Below are 20,511 nucleotides of genomic sequence, written 5' to 3'. Positions count from 1 at the left end.
ACACCAAACTATTTTTGCCATTTTACATCTACTTTTTGATTTAGATGAGCCACTCTAGCCTATTTCAAGCGAGGTATATGTTTTAAATTATGCGTAGGGCGTGGAATTTAGACTGTTTTACGTCTGAAGGGTGGGTAAATGGTGTGTTTCTGCCGGGTGTTCGGGTCAGAGACGCGTCAAAATGGTAGTCACGTTAGTCCCGAAATAATCGGAACTAACGTGACGACAGCAATTTGAAGGTTCGCAAGCGAGATACTAGCAGGAGTTGGGATCCGAAAAAATCGGGATAAACTCCGCGAATGCTTAGACCAGTGCTAGAGAGACTCAAAGAGAACCGGCCTGATGGCTGTTGGTCGGGAGACGCAACAGCGGCAGATGGGTTGGGTGTATGTATAAAACAATACCGCCGGATGCAGGGCAACCGCAAGGGATTGCCCCTACGATGAATAAATGTGGGTTGGGACATGTACAAAACGAATACCGCCGGATACAGAGAGGTGACTCAAAGAGAACCGGCCTGATGGCTGTTGGTCGGGATAGGCAACAGCGGCAGATGCAAGATTGATCAATTTGAGTAAAGAAATAGGTCGGAACTAATGCCCCGACCTATATATAATACAGCTTCCATCCCTTTTGTTATATACTACACCTCACAAACTATCTTTTGCTATTACCGTCCAATCCTGGTGACCGTGGCCGTTGGCTATCCATTTATCCATAACGGCTGCTACAGGCGGGACTATGACCATAGGAGGTTTACCTGAAACTTCCTTCATCATTAATCCGGCATCTTTGCGGGCCATGTTCAACTCCCAGGTAGGCTGATCGAAAGTATCGCTGGTCATTTTCTTCAGGCGGGCTTGTAATGTGTTGCCGGGATTAAATGTCTCGAACAGCTTAGCCATGTCTTCAACAGTTACACCGGTTGCCCCTGCCAGTGAAAGCGCATCTGACAGTCCACCGGTCATGGCAATGAGTAAAAGGTTGCCGATAAGCTTTAACCCAGCCGCTTTGGAAGGGTCTGTACCGAAGTTCAGCACTTTCCCTGTCATTGCAGCTAATAAAGGTGTAACTTCTTCTATCAGTTGCTGATCTCCTGACACCAGCATACTACCTGTACTTTCTCTTGCATTTTGCGGGCCCATAAATACAGGCGCATGCAGGTAGGCAAATCCACGTTTTTTCCAGTATTCAGCGCGTTTGGCTGCGCCGGCTGTGGATGTGGTAGTATGATCTAGTATAATAGCCCCCGCAGAAAAGCCTGCACTCGCCTGCTCCAGCACTTCATCTACAGCTGCATCGTCCTTTAGGGTAAGGTGAATGTGGGTAGCACCATTTACGGCGTCGGCGATGTTGGCAAAGGCTTTCGCTCCGTCTGCTTCGAGATCAGTGGCTTTAGCAGGTGTTCTGTTCCATACGTTTACCTTCCGGCCTTTATCGAGCATGGCCTTAACAAAGTTGGCGCCGAGGTGGCCCATTCCTAAAAATGCTATCATTGGTGGGTGTGTTTTATTATGGTGTGTAATGTCAGACCAAATTTAGTGTTTTATTTGAGTACCTAGGTTGATATATTCTTAGCAAATGACACGGGTAAACACTAAACCTAGTCACAGTTACGATAGGGCGCAAACCTAACGGCTCGCGGTTAAAGAGATGATGTGTATTGCTACAAACCTTTTGCACCTAACGGCGCAATGACGTGAGAAGGTGCCTATTGTGAATGTTTATATGGTATAATATCGCTTTCACCGATAGAAGATAAAAATATAAAGGGCATCCATTGGATGCCCTTTATATTTATTTATTAGCGTTCGAAATAATTACCTGTTAAGAATGGTACACTTGATCTGGAACTGAAGGTAGTTGCGATCTATGTATTTATTAGTAGGAGTGATGATATTATTGATACCTTCTCTATAATAAACAGCAGCCTTAACTCCCTTTGAGATGGCATATTCTGTCTTGCCCATAAAACCCATATCGAACATAGGTGATACTCTTATATTACCACGCTCTGTTGTTGATACCTCGGGGCGGTTGTCTACCAACATCTGCTGGAAGTCGGGACCTACGCCTAAAGACAGTTTCTTAGTGAGCTTGTAGCCGATGCTAGGTGTTATCTGAGCATAATACAGATTGTAAGCCTGATCCTGTGTTCTCATAACACCCTGTGGAGTAGAACCAGTGTTTTTAGCCTCATCAGTATTCTTGTTGGCAGATATTTTGGCACCCATGGTAGAAGCACCTAAAGCAGAGACAGCCTGAGTGGTACCAACGGTTCCGGTTTTGTCAAAGTATGTGGTCTTCTGTGTATTGTTAGTTCCTATAAAAGCGATATCACTTTCTACATATACCTTATCATTGATCATCCGGCGGGCAGTAGCACCTACCATGTAACCATTGCTTTGTGAGCTGTAGTTTACACCACCACCCAGGGCAATAGCTACCTTAGGATCTTTCTTAGCTACTTCTTCTTCGTTGAATGTATAGTAGCCGGGAGCAAGAATTACTTTCTTCTTTTTCTTCAGTGCTTCGATCTTGGCGTCTTCGGCATTAGCAGCAAATGTTGATACAATATTTGAAGGTGCGCTTGCAACAGCAGGTTTGCTATTCAAAGCAACATCTGTATTGGTAGTAGTTACTGCTTTCTTATCGTCGATCTTAGCTGTGTTAGCCGGCAATTCAGTTTTAATAGTGTTATTGTCAGCTACTTCAGCTACGGGTGTTTCCTGTGCAGGGATAACAGCGGCAGGTGAAGCAATGCGAGCAACCTGTGCATGGCTGGCTTTATGCTTATGAGTTGATGCAACTGCTGCAGGTGTGGCAGATGTGCTGTTAACACCACCACCGTGGCGGATAACAGTAGACACACCGAATGCCATAGCTACAGTGGCAGCTACACCCATAAGGGGCATCCACCAAAACAGCAGACCTCTTTTCTTCTTTTGCCCGTCTAATTCTTCAGTGAGCTTCTCCCAGTTTCGGGGGCTAAACTCAAAGTCGTTCTGGTCGAACTTCTGTCTGACCAAATCGTCAAATTCTCCTGGTTTCATACGTCACTTTTTGTTGTAGTTGTTGTTCTACCTTGGTGATTTTTTTCTGAAGTACATTTCTCGCCTGGTGCACATGCCAGTGAGAGGTGCCTTCACTTATATCTAATTGTTCTGAAATCTCTTTATGGTTAAACCCTTCAAAAACAAACATGTTAAAAACAGTTCTTGTCATTGAAGGGAGCACTTGTATCATACTTACCAATTCACGGAATTCGATATGCTCCAGTCCTTCGTTGGTCACCGACAAGTCGGTATCCTCGGGTTGTATCGCATTCACATGCATTGTCATTTCTTCTTTCAGATAAGTACTTCTCAGGTAGTCGAGGCAGGTATTAACTACCACGCGCTTCATCCATCCTTCGAAGGAGCCAGTATTGCCGTACTTATCTATTTGTGTAAAAATTTTAAGAAAGCCATCATTAAGCAGCTGCTCTGCATCCTGCATATTTTTGGCATACCTCGCACATACTTTCAAGAACATGCTGTAGTACGTTTTGTACAGATGTTCCTGAATAGCCCGGCTTTTTTTCCGGCACCCTGCTATTATATCTTGTTCAGAATATGCGGGCATAAGGGGAGGTAATTATTTTGATTACAGCCTTAAATTACTACATTTTTCTCATCTCGTCTTTTTTATTGATGCGTCATCACATCTTTTGGGTATCATTTTACAATTAAATGATAGATAGTTTATAGGGGCTCTTCACCATTCACGCCAGCTCTTCGATTTAGAAATAGGTCAAATAGGTTCTCTTTTTTACAAACAATAGGGTTTCTAAACGGTTTTTGATAGAATTTAAAAGGATTATGATAGTGTCTACAGGTGTTGTCTAAGTGTTTTTAAAGGCGCCTTCTCAAACATTCAAACTAACCACTAATAATAAGACGATGGGAGAAACGGAAATCTTGGGTGTTTGTAAAAATATTTTTACATTTTTATATTTTGCATCCGAAATAAGCATACAAACAATGACCTTTACATTTGAATGCTGATATTTCTGGACATAGATGGCGTAATGGTGCCTGCAAAAAGCTGGACGAGGCCTGACCTTTTAAGTGATGGCTTTGCTGCGTTTAGTACTAACGCAACCAAAGTACTTCAGAGTTTGATCTCCGGCGATACGACCGTGATACTTACAACTTCTCATAAATCGAACTATAGCATTGAAGAATGGAAAGGCATTTTTAAAGTGAGAGGTATCATAATTGATAAATTAAGCTGTCTTCCTGCGAACACTGGTAACCTAAGCAGGAAGGAAGAGATAATGAATTGGTTTGGTCTAAACAAAGGCAACGAGCGCTTTATTATTGTCGATGACGATAAATCACTCAATGATCTTCCTGCTATTTTAAAAGATAACTTAATCCAGACGAGTTCGCATATTGGGCTTACGGAGGAACATTTGGAGATTGCGAGAGCGATGATGAACAGGTAGAGACCATTGTCTGCCTGAGTCGAAATGCAGGGCTAAAACAGGCACATTCAGAAGAGCATTGTGAAACAATCCGCTAATTTTTAAAAAAAACATCTAACTATATGGGACCAGTCTGTAGCATATTATTAGAACAACCGCTGAGTGACCGTCAGATAGCGGAGCTAGATGGCTATCTGATGCATATTGGCACAGACGTTAACAGATCTGATGGAAAACAATCGTGGGATTTCTACCCAATGATAGAAATTATTATACCGGGCAGCGCCCCCGACAATCTATGTACTTTTTCACTTAGTACCTGGGCGGGGCTAATCGATGATTGGGGAGCTGAGGAACAACCAGAAGAGGCCATTTTGCAGCAACTTGAGCAGGCCATTGGATTCAGGCCGCACGGCCACATCATGTTTTACTCGGGATGTAACGGCCAACAGTACCACCTGCTGCTAGGATACATTGCAATTGCCTTATTGGAAAAATTTGGCGGCTATATCAACTTTTGTGGAGACGTGATGAAAAGAAAACAGGATCTTATTTACGAAGGCCAGTTGCTTGACATATGGTATGAAACAACACCCGGCAACCAATATTATTATCAGATCGCCGACCTGCAATTTTTAAAAGCCTTTATAAAACAAGACAATTTCAGGATGATCAAATGACGGGAACCATTTTACTTATCACCCAAGATTATCCCATAATATTACGTCTATATATTTACAGAGATATATACGTGTCCCCGATAACAACTAAAGACAGACTGGATGAAAACAGCCATTACTCTTATTATTTTCCTCTTTTCGACCTGTTACTTAAACGCGCAAACCATTGTTTTTGAAGAGAAATTTGATGGGATGCCTAGCTATAACCTTACCGGGTGGCCATACCAGTTTTCGGGTGTGGTGCCCTGGCAGTGTGGGATTCCTTTTACAGTTGGGCCGTGTATGATACCGCTAGGGGCAGCTATGGCTGAAAATTCAGGCACAAACAAAGTGGCCTGCTTTGCGGAGTGTGGCACTTCCGACCCAAATGACACCAACGTACTCACCAGCACACCACTCATTAATATGGGGCCTGTGGCGGGTGCATGGCTCCAATATGACTCTTATTTTGCCGGGTACAGCTATGCCGGAGATACGGAGCGAGCAACAGTTGAGATCTCGACAGACAGCGGAAGCTCCTGGACGGTGCTTGAAAACGTGGCACCAAGCGTACCGCAGGGGTTGTTTAATACTCACTACATCAACTTATCGGCCTACGACCATGTGGGTAATATCAGGATAGGATTCAGGTATAATGACGATGGAGGGCATATGATGGGCTGGGCTATAGATAATGTGACTGTTTTCATTCCCGCCCATAAAGATCTTGCAGTACTTTCAGCTACACCTACAGATACTATGCTTAGCTACCTGGTGCCCGGTCAATCGCACATACATAAGGTAAAGATCTACAACCAAGGGCTGGATACGGTGCATTCTTTCCGCCTATTCTATCAACAGGACTCGGGACCAATAATGGCTAATTTAATCACCGGGCTTAATATGCCGGCATTTGCCACAACGGTATTCTCTCATAATATACCGGATACTGTATTTACCACCGGCATGCACACCATTAAAGTATGGGCAGCACTGGACAGCGATGCTAATCATGCCAATGATTCAGCAATTACACACCTTACAGGAGTAGATTTTATGCCCTCTAAAAGATTGACGATAGAGAGCGGCGAAGGGACCTATAATGGGTGGTCTCCCCGCAATATTTACTACCTGAAAATGTTACCGCTAATGGACGTGCCTGCCACGCTGATTTCTATACATGAGTTTGACCCAATGGTGGATACACCCTATCATGATTTCATGTTTAATCTCGGCTGGAACTATGTACCCTACATTCTGTTTGACAGAAGAAAGAGCATACCGCTGGATAGTTTCTTTTACTACCTGGATATACAAAAACAGTATTTTGGTTTTGCCAATATGCAGTTATCGTCGTTTAATGATATAGATGGCATTAATGTGACGGCCAAAGTAACACCTGCATTGGATATGACCGGCGATTTCAGATTGGTGCTCATACTTACAGAAGATGGGGTGACCGGCACGACCATAGCATGGGACCAGGCCAATAACTATGCCTTTAACGCACATGGGCCAATGGGCGGCTTTGAAACGATGGCTAACCCAATACCCGCTGCCAGTATGGTGTATAACTATGTAGCCCGAAAGGCATTCCCATCGCCAGACGGACAACCGGGAATGCTGCCCTCTACTCTGAGCGCAGGTATCGACTATTCTTACACGTTCACTACTACTCTTGACCCTGCCTGGAACCCACACAAAGTAAAAGCGAAAGTCTTATTGATAAGACATAATGACAGCACCGTACTGAATAGCAATGAGATCCGCTTCCCGGTAGAAGTAACTGATGTAAATGCTAATGCATTTTCGGCAGGAGTATATCCTAATCCGGCACAAGACGATGCGCGGACATATTTCAATCTGAACAGTGCAGGAACCGCACATGTGACGCTTACCGACCTTACCGGCAGAACCCTTTATACTCACTCTGTAACCCAATTCTCTGCAGGCAGAAACGAAATAGAATTACCGGTTGACCCACTAGGGAGTGGGTTGTATATTGTTAATGTGCAGACCGACGAAGGCAGTAAGTCTGTAAAGTTGGAGGTAATACACTGAGGGTAGTAAATAGCATGTATCTCTGTTGGGTATGTCATTAATTTAACGGAAGGGAGCTTATACAGACATGCGATACCTTCGGCATCGTTCCTGAAATACAATCTGATTTACTATAGACATATGATACCTTCGGCATCATGACCTGTTGCTAGCGCCTTAACTTAATGACATTGCCCTACGGGGCGCCATGTTAAAAAGGTATCAATGAACGCTACAGAGCTTTTGAACATAACGGCGCAATGACATTAGATGGCACCTATTTTCAATGTCTATTTAATATGATTTACTATAAACATATGATTCCCACCTGCAGTTGAGATCATGACCTACTATTAGCATCTTAACTTGATAGCAATGCTCATTTTGGCAAAAAAGGTGCTTTGATTGTTGGGCAAAACCTTAAATTTGGGCTTCAATATCTGACTTTTCAACTCGCAATATGAAGTTTCGTAATTTTAAGATGGTAGACTATGTGGTCTACGGCCGTGGTTGTTTCGACCAGGTAGATGAGATCATAGCTCCGCACCGTAAGGGTGATGCACCGATGGTATTCCTGCTCGATCATTTCTTTGAGAATAACAATGAGCTGAAAGCGCGGATACCGGTAAGAGCCAATGATATACTGGTTATCGCTGATGTAGACCATGAGCCTAAAACATCTTATGTAGACGAAGTATCACAGATGCTGAAGGATAAGTTCGGTACAGTATCGGGTGTAATTGGCATTGGTGGTGGTTCTACAATGGACCTTGCCAAGGCAGTATCTATAATGATGACCAACCCCGGCAAAGCGCAGGACTACCAGGGATGGGATCTTGTAAAAAACAAGTCGGTTTATAAAGTAGGTATCCCTACCCTATCTGGTACCGGTGCAGAAGTTTCCCGCACCACCGTATTAACAGGCCCTACCCGCAAGCTGGGAATGAACTCTGACTTCACCCCTTTTGACCAGATAGTATTGGACCCCGCGTTAACAAAAGATGCGCCTAAGAACCAGCGCTTCTATACCGGAATGGATTGCTTTATTCACTGTGTAGAATCTCTGAAAGGCACGTTCATCAATGAATTCAGCCGTTCTTATGGAGAAAAGGCACAGGATCTATGTGAAGAAATATTTCTGCACAAAGACAACTGGGATGAAGAAAGTGATGAGCAGCTGATGATGGCCTCTTACGCCGGTGGTATGAGTATTGCTTATTCGCAGGTAGGTGTGGCTCATGCTATTAGCTACGGACTTGGCTACCTGCTGGGTACCAAGCATGGCATAGGTAATTGCATAGTGTTCAATCACCTGCAGGACTATTATCCTGAAGGTGTGGCAACATTCCATAAAATGTTGAAAAAGAACGACATCTACATTCCCGAAGGTATTACCAAGGGCCTTACAGATGAACAGTTTGACATTATGATCAACGTATCACTGGGCATGGCACCACTTTGGGAAAATGCACTGGGTAAGGATTGGCAGACAATAATGACCCGTGAAAAATTGCGTGCTATTTACGAAAAGCTGTAAGTAGACGTCCTTCAATATTTATTGCAAAAGCTGCCTGATTATCGGGCAGCTTTTTTATTTTGCATCACCTCCATGAAACGCGCTGTACGATCATACATTTCCTTTACCCGCAATGAGCGGATAGGCATGGTTTGCCTTTCCGCATTGATCATTATTTTATTGGCAGTGCGCATCACCATGGTGTACTACGTGCATCCTAAACATAATGCTGAAGAAGAACAGAAGCTACGTGCTGCCTGGGAAGTGTTTAAACGTAGTCAACCTAAGCCTATAAGTGATTCTGTAAGAAATGAGCAGTCAACATACGCCGACAAGACAAGCGAGGATGATGCTCCGCTACCATCTATCATCAATATCAATACCTCAGATTCCGAAACGCTTGTCAGACTCAAGGGGATAGGGCCTGCCATGGCTCATAAGATATTGGCGTACAGAAAAAAGCACCTCTTTAAGAAGGTAGATGAGCTATTGGATGTGCAAAGTATACCGAAGGGAACATTTGATGTGGTAAAGAAGCATCTTGCGGTAGATAGTAGCAAAAGCTCAGAATAACAGTGGAGTTGCGTACCTACGGCACGCTGTGTAGGGGGGATATAGCGCTACAAACCTTTTGCACCTAACGGCGCAATAACATTGACTTACAGATATTGCCTGATTGCGAATATAGGAGGGCTTTGTGTATTGTGGCGAATTAATCGAGGGCTTCACCCTCGGCTGTCATATTTCGCCCCGTTGGGGCTGACAAAAATCGTTAAGTCAATGACATTGGCCTAACTGCGCAATTATATTGAGTTAGGAAAAGTTGCTTATTTAGACATGCGATACCTTCGGCATCGTCCCAAATTATTTAGTTGATTTTCTACAGACATGTGATGCCTTCAGCATCATAACATGCATTCCAAATCCCTAAGTCAATGACATTGACTTAGGGATTTCTCTATATTTATTGCGCTCCTTAAGAGCTTAGTGTTATGGGATATTAGACGTAGGGCTGAAACGCCCTACGCTATTGAGGTTGCCCTTTCAGGGCAGCACTTTTTGATATAAATCGAAATAGTTCACTGACATTGATCATCGGAGCGATCCATAATACTTTTAGTGCGTAGTTATTCAGCGCATACCATCAAAGTAAATAAAAATAAATATCATAAAATCTGTAACAAAATTGAGTGGTCGTTCGTCATATATACGTAACACACTTAAAGCAGATTTTATGAAACACATCATCACCACAGGAGCATTATTATTGCTAGTACTGGGCGCTACAGCGCGCAACAGCGCAGAGCGCAAACCCGCAGCCATAAAGGCCGCGGCTAACGTCTTCCAACATACAAAGATGGAAATGACAGGAGAAAATATCCGGTTTAAAAACCTGCCAAATAAGGATATGGAGCTGTACATTATGGACGAGCAAGGCATTGTAGAACAGTCGGGAACCATTAACCGTGGCAGCAACAAAATTGACATAAAAACGCTGCCTGCCGGCAATCACATCATTGCACTGAAGCAAGGCATTAAGATCAAAGTTTTCGGTTTTATGGCAGAGGTGGTTATCAAGGGGTAAATAGTCATTAGTAGATAGTGGTTAGTCCCGAGTTAAGACATCTCTTTCCTCAATTACCAGTTAGTTAGGAATATTTCCCTTAACCAAACATCCGATACCTTCGGCATCGTTCCCAATCACTGTCTGATTTTGCTATAGACATCTGATACCTTCGGCATCATGACGTTTAACCTTAACGAATGCCTGAACTTACGACTTCTCCAATTACAACTTACGACTTACGACTAGCCGCCTATACACCTATTGATGATATTAACACTCATCAAAAAGAGGTTATGCTTACCTTTGCACTCTTATGAGTAGAAATGGTAAGGTATTAGTGGCAATGAGCGGCGGTATAGATAGTACTGTCAGTGCCCTTATGCTTCACGAGCAGGGATATGAAGTTGTGGGTATCACCATGAAAACGTGGGACTATGCATCTTCAGGCGGTGGAAAGAAAGAAACGGGTTGCTGCAACCTGGATTCATTCAACGATGCCCGTATGGCAGCTGTGGAACATGGCTTTCCGCACTATATCCTGGATATCAGGGAGGAGTTTGGTGATTTCGTGATCAATAATTTTGTTGAGGAATATATAGCCGGCCGCACACCTAACCCGTGTGTGCTCTGCAATACACATATAAAATGGGCCGCGTTGCTGAAACGTGCCAATGCACTGGGCTGCGACCATATTGCTACAGGGCACTACGTAAAGATACGTGAGGAGAATGAGCGCTTTGTATTGTCTAAAGCCAAAGACCTTACCAAAGACCAGAGCTACGTGCTTTGGGGACTGGGACAGGATTGCCTATCCCGCAGCATATACCCATTGGGCGACATGCTGAAAACCGAAGTTCGTCAGCTGGCCTATGACATGGGCTACAAGGAATTATCTAAAAAAGCGGAGAGCTACGAAATATGCTTTGTGCCCGATAACGACTACCGCGGGTTCCTGAAAAGGAATGTGGACGGACTGGAAGACAGGGTGAGCGGTGGTGATTTTGTATTGGCAGACGGCAAGAAAGTGGGTAAACATAATGGCTACCCGTTTTACACTATTGGTCAGCGTAAGGGATTGGTAGCGTTGGGTAAGCCCATGTTTGTGACCAATATTATACCAGAGACCAATACGGTAGTACTGGGTGAGTTGCACGAACTAGAGGCCAATGAAATGATAGTGAAGGGTATCAATATGATAAAATATGATGCAATACCCGGTACTATGCAGGCTGTTACTAAGATCCGATATAAGGATCCTGGTAGCGAAAGCACCCTAACGCCAACTGACGATGGTGTGAAAGTTGTTTTTGACCATTCGGTAAATAGTATTGCACCGGGCCAGTCGGCAGTATTTTATGAAGGCGATGATGTGATAGGTGGTGGCGTGATACACAAATCACCAGCATTGCAGTTTCAATAAAAGAATAATCTGAAACAACGAAAATATAAGCCTGCGCCATGTGTGCAGGCTTAATAGTTACTAACATACTGATTAAAAGAATATCAGATGGTTTTTTGATTTATTATAGTTATTTTCGCTTCTTTAACTAAATTTACGCTAAATATATTCAGACGGGATTTATGACAAAAAAGATCATACTTAGTATTTTGACAATAGGAATGTGCGCTACAGCATTTTATTCCTGCAGAAAGACTAATTCAAACACCGGCGATCAGACCCTTAATTACTTCCCTCTACAGTTTGGAAAAACCGTTACTTATAACGTTGACTCCATTATATATGATGATGCTAACTGCACCCAAAGAGAATCGAGGACGCAGTTGAAGTATGCCATCACCGACACTTTCCGCGACAGCAAAAAGAGGCTTTCTTACATCATGGATGTTTTCAGCCGACCGCACGATGGTGCAGTATGGCAGAAAGCACGCGTGATCACTATTACACCTGCAATTGTTGCGCCTACTACCACTACCCCTCCACCTAATACCCCTACTAACAGCCTCATATTCTCAGAAATTGGTGTTCAGTTCATCAGACTTGAATTCCCTATTGTGGAAGGTAATACATGGAAGGGCAATGCGCTGGTACCCGTTTTAGACACTGACTACGCATACTTTAATAACTGGAACTACGTTTATCAGAATGTCTACAGCTCATTCAACACCGGCTTTATGAACTTTGATAATACTGTTACCGTTCTGGAGAACAACGAATCTGTTTACAATCCGCAGCTGGATACTACGCAATATGCTTACCGCACTTATGCCAAAGAAGTTTATGGCTACAATGTGGGTATGGTTTATAAGGAATGGACACATTATATCTACCACCCCAATCATTCAACCTGCGTGAAGGGGTACACGGTAATAATGCGCGCCATTGATCACAACTAAAATGTTATGTGCAGAAAGCTGATCCTATCGTTTTTTATCCTGCTCTTTCTTACAGATGCAGCTGAGGCAACACAGTTTGCCTACAGGGTAAATTTTACGGATAAGAACGGCACACTCACTTTCAGCGACTCCCTTACATTTCTATCTCCCAGGGCTATGGCCCGCAGAAATAATTTCGGCATTGCACTAGACAGTACCGACCTGCCTGTAACGCGCGCCTATGTAGATAGTGTGCTTGTGCTTACAGGTGGAAAATTCCATGCAGTATCTAAGTGGTTCAACTTCTGCGTTATACTGGTCAATGACTCTACACAAATACATGCGCTGAGCGGCAAGACGTTTATCAGCAGCGTTCAGTTGGTGGGTTACTACACAGGTACTTTGCATAAGTGGGCGCACCAAAAGACCAATGACCTGCAGGCCAAGACCACTTCAGGAGCTGCTTACTATGGACTTACGTGGCCGCAAACATCAATTGTAAACGGCAACTACCTGCACGACCTGGGATACAAAGGACAAGGTAAGATAATTGCAGTGGTAGATGGTGGTTATATAGCCACTAATACACACCGAGGATTCGACAGTATGCGCACTTCTGGGCGCCTGGTAGATGCGCATAATTTCACTAACGATACATCATGGGTATTTGACTATGACAATCATGGAACAGAGGTATTGTCTACCATGGCAGGTTATGTGCCTGATACATTTGTAGGCTCGGCTCCGCTGGCATCTTATGCGCTGTATGTTACTGAAGATGCAGGGGAACAACCAATAGAATTGCTGAACCTGGTGAGCGGTGCAGAACGTGCAGACAGCCTGGGTGCAGACGTTATCTCAAGTTCATTGGGGTACAATACTTTTGATGATCCGATCTACGATTATGTATTTGCTACAGACTTTGATGGCAAGACGACCGTAGTAGCTAAGGCCGCCAACCTGGCCACCAAAAAGGGTATTTTATTCGTTACCTCTGCCGGAAATGAAGGCAATAATTCATGGCAAAAGATACTCACACCGGGTGATGCGGACAGTGCTTTAACTATCGGCAGCGTAGATGTTAGCGGTGTTAATCCTACCAACAGCGGATACGGACCAAATGCCGCAGGGCACATAAAACCCGATGTATGCGGAATGGGGCAAAACGCTGCCGTCTTTAACTCCACAGACTTCAGTTCCACCTCAGGCACATCATTATCTACACCGGAAATTGCCGGGTTCGCAACGTGCCTGTGGCAAGCATCGCCCCACTCTACCCCCGGACAAATAAGACAAGCCATAAGACAATGTGCCAGCCGCTACACCACTCCCGGCAATCAGATTGGCTATGGCATACCCAATTTTCAATGTGCTGCACAGGCGCTGAATATTGTAGATACACCCACACCTGGTAATGGAGCATTGCTGACCCTTACACCTAATCCTACCAGCAGCGATATTGTTGTTACACTCCGGCTGCAAGTATCCGGTGTAGTTGATTTCAGAATTGTTGATGCGACCGGCAGAACAGTTTCGAGCTTCTCCGATCATTTTCTGCAAGGCTTGAACAGCCCGGTTGCTTACAACATCAGTAAAGTGCCTGCAGGCATGTACTTGCTTCAGGTAAATTCGGGCGCACAGCAGCAAGTAATTAAGTTTGTCAAAAACTAGTCACCTTAGCCATTTCAGTCATTCCGCAGCCGACAAATCCACAAAAAGTATTATCTTTGATTCTATTTAAATACTACTATATTAAACATAAATAAAATGTTTATTGATAGTATTGTGCGTGTGCTCTTTGTGTTGTTCAATTTTTTAAAATTACCCTCTGTAATGGCTCGTATTTTCTACAATTTCTATCATAAAGCTACCCTGCTTTCCCTAACAGTCCTATTAGTTTTAATATCCCTCAATTCTCACGCACAGGTCATCTGGTCTGCACCTGCAGGTACCGCATGGCTAACACCCGCTAACTGGACAGGCGGAGTTGTTCCGAGTGCTACCCAGGTGGCGCAATTTAACGCTAACCCAGCCTCTGCAACTACAGGTATTGGCATCAATATGGACACGGCAAGTGGCGCAGTAACTGTTGGGGCTATTTATGTATCTCCATTAAGAAGCAACAACCTGATCATAGGCAACAACTCACCTTTAACACCTGGCATACTTACCTTAACCGGCACAACTGTAGATGGCACACCCAATGTAATACTGGCTAACCTGGCAGCGGCGAACGCCAGACTACAACTGCAAAACAAACAAGGCGCAGGCGCAAGTACCCTAGGCATAAACATTGGAACCGGGACTAAGAAAATAATTACAGGATCGGGTACAACATTAGCTATCGGCAATACTATAAGCATCAGTAATGTTATCAGCGGCTCAGCTGCACTCACCTTTCTGGGAGGTGGCACAAGAGATGGCGCGGCAGACACCGGCTTGAATGGCGGATTATTAAGACTGGGAACCGCCAATACATTTACCGGAGGGATAACAGTAGGAATGAGCGATGGATCGCTAAGTGGTATACTGGAACTGGACACAACAGACGCCATCGCTAACATTTCCGGAAATAACATTACTGTCAATAACAACAGTCAACTATACCTTGCAGACGGAACTGGTAGCATTTATAACACCAACAACATTTTGCTCCATCTGAATGGTAATGGCAATGCCTATACAACAACCGGCAAAGGTGCACTGGTAAATCTGGCTAACAGCAATTATACCTGGACTGGCAATATAGACCTGGCAAGTAATGCGGGAATAAACGTTGCAGGTTCAGCAGTTACAACGCTTACAGTAATGGGAAACATATCCGGTACAGGGCAGTTGATCAAATCGGGACTTGGTAATCTGGTGCTAAGTGGAGCGGCCAACGCATGGGCAGGCGGCACACAAATAAACAGCGGACGGATAACTGTAAATTCCGGTTCATCTATACCTGTAGGAGATCTGCTGATGGCACAGGTTACTTCAAATCCTTCTATCAGCTTTAATAACGCAGCACAAACCATTACCAGCCTCAGCAGCAGTTTTACAGGTATCAACAACAATAATGCAGTAATACTTAATGGCACCAGACTGACGATTGCCCAGAACAGCAATACGGTATACGGCGGAAGTACATCTACATTAACCAGCACGATTACCGGCACAGGCTCAGTAGTAAAGACGGGCACCGGCAGACTTATACTTACCAGTGCAGCCAACACATTTTCCGGCGGCCTTAGGATCGTTTTAGGAGAAGTAAGGTATAATCCGTCTTCAGCTATTAATGTAACCAATTCATCGCCTGATACACTGGCTGGCGGAACACTAAGCACGAATGGTATTACCAGAACGTTTACTTTCAATTTTGGCACACTGGCACTTGCTGACAACTCTACTATAGACCTTGGCATAGATACACTCCACTCAATAAGATTTACTAACAGCAGCTCTATAATTTGGACACCAGGTAAGTTATTGACCATCTTTAACTGGAAAGGCGGATGGAACAGTACAGCAGGCACAAAGGGTCGCATATTCATAGGTACCAATGCTACAGGACTAACGGCTACACAACGTGCTCAAATTGTATTTATAGACGGCAGTGGCAACACCTTCAGCGCAACGCAGTTGAGTACCGGTGAAATAGTACCACTTGCAGCCACCATCACCACCACCCCGGCTACGTATGGCGGCTATTGCAATACCATAGATAATTTCCTGAGTGTGGCCTTTACCTATACGGGGCCTATTAGTGCTCCATTTTATGTGCAGCTGTCCGGCCCTACGGGCACGTTTACCAACGACTTTACCACCAACATCATCGGCACAGGCACTACATCTCCTATTACAGCTACCATCCCGATGGGTACACCAACCGGCACCGGCTATAGAGTAAGGGTGACCAACAACAGTGTGGTCAATGTATTTGGCACCAACAATGGATCTAATATTTCAGTAACGGGCACACCCATAGTCTCGGCTATTACTGGCCCGTCTATGATACCATTGGGCCGTAATGTTACTTTACGAAATACCACATCAGGCGGTGTATGGACAAGTTATGCACCTACAATCGCAACGGTAAATACAAGTGGCGTGGTTACCGGACTTAGTCTGGGCACAACATTTATCACCTATACGATCACTAATTTTTGCGGTTTATCGGCTTACGTTTTAGATACCGTTACCGTTGTACCAATTCCGTCTGTCATCTCGGTTAGCCCGATATATGGCAATCCCGGGGCTTCAGTAACCATAACAGGAAGCAATTTTAATCCTGTTGCTGCTAATAATATAGTGTCCTTTGGTGCAGTAAAGGCTACAGTTGTAGCTGCTACACCGACCTCATTGCAAGTTACCATACCTGTTAATGCTATGCACGATTACATCATCGTGCAAGACATTGCAACTGGTCTAATCGGCTATTCGCCATCAAGATTCAACCCTACCTATACCAATACAGGCCTTATGCCTGATTCAGTGAACTTTAAACCTAAAGTGAACTTTACTGCCGGTGCTACGCCTGTAGGTGTAACACTTGGTGACCTTGATGGAGATGGTAAATCAGACATGATTGTGGTAAACAGCGGTCCGAATAACATGTATGTGTATCGCAATACCAGCACTAACGGCTCTATCACTTCAGCATCATTCGCCACACCCAATACATATGTTACCGGCAATGGCCCGCACTATGCAAGAATAGCGGACATGGATGGAGACGGATTGCCGGAAGTATTGGTTGCCAACCTTGGATTTAACTCCATCAGTATTTACAAAAATCAATCAATTCCCGGTGTTATTTCCTTTGCATCTCCGGTGAGCATAAGTACCACCGGCGGGCCTATAGATCTGAACATTGCAGACTTTGATGGTGATGGCAAACCGGATATAGCTGTTGTCAATCAAAACACAGGTTGGATATCTGTGCTACGCAATGTAACAACCACCGGTGTCATCACCAGTTCATCATTCACATCAACTATTTTCACTTCGGTAAGTCCGGCTTTCCCTTACAGGATCTTTGCCGGAGACCTAGACAATGACGGCAAACCAGATATTGCGTTTTCCGATTACGGCACAACGAAAATATATGTGATGCATAATAACTTCATCACCGGCACATTTAATACTACCGCCTTTTCTAACACTATTACCCTTACTACGCAAACATCGCCCGCAGGCATCAATGCTACTGATATAGATGGCGATGGCAAACCTGAACTGATAGTGGCCAATAGTGGCAGCAATACGATAAGCGTATTCCGCAATACCAATGTTACAGCGGGCTCAATGTCTTTTGCAGCAGGTAATACGTTTGCTACTGAAACAGCACCTGAGGACCTGGCTATTGCTGATGTAGACGGTGATAGTAAACCCGACATAGCAGTAGCAAACTATTCTGCCAACAATGTATCGATATTCCGCAATACTGCTAGCACTGGCGCAATAGACGCAAGTTCATTGGCCACACGTAAGAGCTTTAATACAGGAGTTGATGTAGGCGGTGTAGCATTCAGTGATATAGATAGCGATGGTAAACCGGACCTTGCTGTTGTTAGTACTACTACGTCATCTGTAGCTGTTCTTAAAAACTATCCATTGCCACCGGCAGGTACAATTACCGGCAGCGATACCATCTGCAAAGGAACTGTTGCAACGCTTTCTAATACACAACCGGGCGGCACATGGCTGAGCAGCCAGCCATCAATAGCCACGATCACCAACACAGGCATGGTTACCGGTGTAGCCACGGGCACAGCAACAATATCCTACTACACCATAGCTCAGGGTGATACCAACTATGTGGCATTTGATGTATTCATAAAAAACTCTGACACCGTAAGAGCCATTACCAGCTCATCGACTACATTGTGTGCCGGTGCGTTGTTACAGTTGCACGAGATAGCTACAACAGGTAACTGGTCAAGTAATGCACCTGCTGTTGCAACGATTGACGATAATGGGTTTGTTACCGGAGTAAGTGCGGGCACAGCTATGATCACTTATGCGGTTACCACAGGTTGTTATACATCATTTGACACCATAAACATTACCGTAACTCCCGGCACAGGCTATGTTATAGGTTCAATAAACGGCCCATCAGCACTATGTGCAGGAAGTACGGTAACGCTTACAGACACCTCCGCAGGTGGCACATGGAGTAGCAGTAATGCAATTGTGGCATCTGTAAATACAACAGGTTCATTGCATGCATTTAGTTATGGTACCGCAACGATCACCTATGCCAAAACAACGGCATGCGGTTTATACCAGTCTACCCTGCCATTGGCAGTAGACACTACATATAATGCTTCAGTAATTTCCGGCCCGGCGGCTGTTTGCACCGGTGCGTCAATAACGCTGGTTAACATTGCAGGACCCGGAGGCAACTGGACGGCCAGCAATGGTTCTGCAACCATTTCGTCTACAGGCATTGTTACAGGCGTAACGGTAGGAATTGACACGATCACATACACAATTGCTAACAGCTGCGGCACCGCCATAGGTACCAAGGTAATAGTCGTATCTCTTTCTCCGGTAGCCGGCACTATCATCGGTCCAGCAACTGTTTGCCAGGCCGACACCATTAACCTGACCAATACAGTAAGCGGCGGCACCTGGCAGGTAAGCAATAGCAGAGCACAGGCATTTGCGAATGGCGACGTTAGAGGAATAACAGCAGGTACAGATACCGTTTATTACTTAGTAACCACAGGCTGTGGCACAGACACGGCATCAGCTATAGTAGATGTTTTACCATTACCCAATGCAGGTACTTTGACAGGTGCAACCACCTTATGTATAGGCGTATCTACTACACTACATGCATCCGTAACAGGTGGCGTATGGAGCAGCTTGATAGGACTGGTAAGCACTGCCGACAGTATTGTTACCGGTGTAGCATCGGGCATAGATACGATCAGGTATACAGTAACCAATTCATGCGGATCGGCCATTGCCATAAAGAAAATTACCATTAATCCTACCACTCTGGTCGATACTATATCGGGTCTTTCAAGCGTATGCACAGGCGGAATGATAACACTGACCAATGCCACAACCGGTGGCACCTGGAGCAAAACCAATGCAAAAGCAAATGTGTCTGCAACAGGGGTAGTAACAGGGGTTTCAGCAGGTGTGGATACAATTAAATACACCCCGTTGGGTACATGCCCTATGGTGGCAACAAAAGAGATAACTATCAACCAGACACCATCAGCAGGCAGTATAACGAGTGCCGCATCAGTTTGCGTTGGTAAGTCTATAACTTTACGAAGCAGTGTGGCAGGAGGTGTATGGAGCAACATTGGCACCCATACAACACTGGCAGACAGCATTCTTACGGGCACCTCAGCAGGCAGCGACACGATCAGGTATACAATAAGTACAGGCTGCGGCATGGTTTCTGTATTGAAGAAGATAACGGTGAACCCATTACCTTATGTGGCAATGATCACCGGTGATTCAATGCTATATGTTGGCGAGCAGGTAACGCTGAAAGACTCAACAACAGGTGGTGTATGGAGTATGAAGGGCTCCAAAGCAGTAATATCATCGGTAGGTAAACTAGGTGCATTGATAGTAGGACCGGACACGGTAAAATATACTGTCACCAATTCATGCGGTTCATCGGTAGCAGTATATCCGATCACCATTCTTGAATCAACACAGGGCGGCGAAATAACGGATATTAAATTGTACCCCAACCCTAATAGTGGTAAGTTCACCATACTTCTATCATCAAGCCTTGATGAAGAATTAAGTGTAGTTATTGCCAATAGTGCTTACCAGATCATTAGTGTAATTCCGGTACATACTAATGTGGCCACAGAAATGACATCAGATAACCTGGCTAATGGCGTATACATGCTATCAGTAGTATCTAAGAAAGCGTGGCATACAGTTAAATTTGTAATAGCAAAATAAG

At 44.5% G+C, this 20,511-nt stretch carries 13 protein-coding genes; 10 read left to right on the top strand and 3 right to left on the bottom strand.

The window, feature by feature from the left end; all coding sequences use genetic code 11:
• Positions 1 to 650: 650 nt before the first annotated feature.
• The 3 genes from CJD36_RS16630 to CJD36_RS16620 form a co-directional block, all read right to left on the bottom strand.
• A complete protein-coding gene (locus CJD36_RS16630) occupies positions 651 to 1,496 on the bottom strand; it encodes an NAD(P)-dependent oxidoreductase (protein ID WP_105040317.1) in 846 nt (281 codons plus the stop codon).
• 324 nt (positions 1,497 to 1,820) lie between these two features.
• The gene (locus CJD36_RS16625; protein ID WP_105040316.1) at positions 1,821 to 3,053 is read right to left on the bottom strand and encodes a hypothetical protein; all 1,233 of its coding nucleotides are present in this window, start codon (positions 3,051 to 3,053) and stop codon (positions 1,821 to 1,823) included.
• Positions 3,034 to 3,624: an RNA polymerase sigma factor gene (locus CJD36_RS16620; protein WP_105040315.1), complete on the bottom strand. Its 591-nt coding sequence runs from the start codon at positions 3,622 to 3,624 to the stop codon at positions 3,034 to 3,036. The genes CJD36_RS16625 and CJD36_RS16620 overlap by 20 nt, the downstream gene beginning before the upstream one ends.
• A 415-nt stretch (positions 3,625 to 4,039) precedes the next feature.
• Between CJD36_RS16620 and CJD36_RS16615 the strand changes: the two genes are divergently transcribed.
• From CJD36_RS16615 to CJD36_RS16570, 10 genes are all read left to right on the top strand, one after another.
• Positions 4,040 to 4,489, top strand: a complete 450-nt coding sequence (locus CJD36_RS16615) for an HAD domain-containing protein (RefSeq protein ID WP_105040314.1) — start codon at positions 4,040 to 4,042, stop codon at positions 4,487 to 4,489.
• 101 nt (positions 4,490 to 4,590) lie between these two features.
• The gene (locus CJD36_RS16610; RefSeq protein ID WP_105040313.1) at positions 4,591 to 5,148 is read left to right on the top strand and encodes a DUF6368 family protein; all 558 of its coding nucleotides are present in this window, start codon (positions 4,591 to 4,593) and stop codon (positions 5,146 to 5,148) included.
• Between the two features lie 102 nt (positions 5,149 to 5,250).
• On the top strand, positions 5,251 to 7,188 hold the full coding sequence (locus CJD36_RS16605) for a T9SS type A sorting domain-containing protein (RefSeq protein ID WP_105040312.1): 1,938 nt from the start codon (positions 5,251 to 5,253) through the stop codon (positions 7,186 to 7,188).
• Positions 7,189 to 7,627: 439 nt separating this feature from the next.
• Complete coding sequence (locus CJD36_RS16600) at positions 7,628 to 8,704, top strand: iron-containing alcohol dehydrogenase family protein (protein WP_105040311.1); 1,077 nt, start codon at positions 7,628 to 7,630, stop codon at positions 8,702 to 8,704.
• Positions 8,705 to 8,776: 72 nt separating this feature from the next.
• Positions 8,777 to 9,256 (top strand): ComEA family DNA-binding protein, encoded by a 480-nt coding sequence (locus tag CJD36_RS16595; RefSeq protein WP_105040310.1) that lies wholly within the window; start codon positions 8,777 to 8,779, stop codon positions 9,254 to 9,256.
• Between the two features lie 661 nt (positions 9,257 to 9,917).
• Positions 9,918 to 10,268 (top strand): hypothetical protein, encoded by a 351-nt coding sequence (locus tag CJD36_RS16590; RefSeq protein ID WP_105040309.1) that lies wholly within the window; start codon positions 9,918 to 9,920, stop codon positions 10,266 to 10,268.
• Between the two features lie 295 nt (positions 10,269 to 10,563).
• Positions 10,564 to 11,670, top strand: coding sequence for a tRNA 2-thiouridine(34) synthase MnmA (gene mnmA, locus CJD36_RS16585; RefSeq protein WP_105040308.1), 1,107 nt, complete (start codon positions 10,564 to 10,566; stop codon positions 11,668 to 11,670).
• Between the two features lie 161 nt (positions 11,671 to 11,831).
• Entirely contained in the window at positions 11,832 to 12,605 is a 774-nt protein-coding gene (locus tag CJD36_RS16580) for a hypothetical protein (protein ID WP_105040307.1), read from the top strand.
• A gap of 6 nt (positions 12,606 to 12,611) precedes the next feature.
• Positions 12,612 to 14,255: a S8 family serine peptidase gene (locus CJD36_RS16575; protein ID WP_105040306.1), complete on the top strand. Its 1,644-nt coding sequence runs from the start codon at positions 12,612 to 12,614 to the stop codon at positions 14,253 to 14,255.
• A 162-nt stretch (positions 14,256 to 14,417) separates the two neighbouring features.
• On the top strand, positions 14,418 to 20,510 hold the full coding sequence (locus CJD36_RS16570) for an FG-GAP-like repeat-containing protein (RefSeq protein WP_161499349.1): 6,093 nt from the start codon (positions 14,418 to 14,420) through the stop codon (positions 20,508 to 20,510).
• The last annotated feature ends 1 nt before the right edge of the window (position 20,511 follow it).

The organism is Flavipsychrobacter stenotrophus (assembly GCF_002954265.1).
GTDB lineage: Bacteria > Bacteroidota > Bacteroidia > Chitinophagales > Chitinophagaceae > Flavipsychrobacter > Flavipsychrobacter stenotrophus.
The sequence above is the reverse complement of the archived record's forward strand: the minus strand, read 5'-3'. Positions and strand labels throughout refer to the sequence as shown.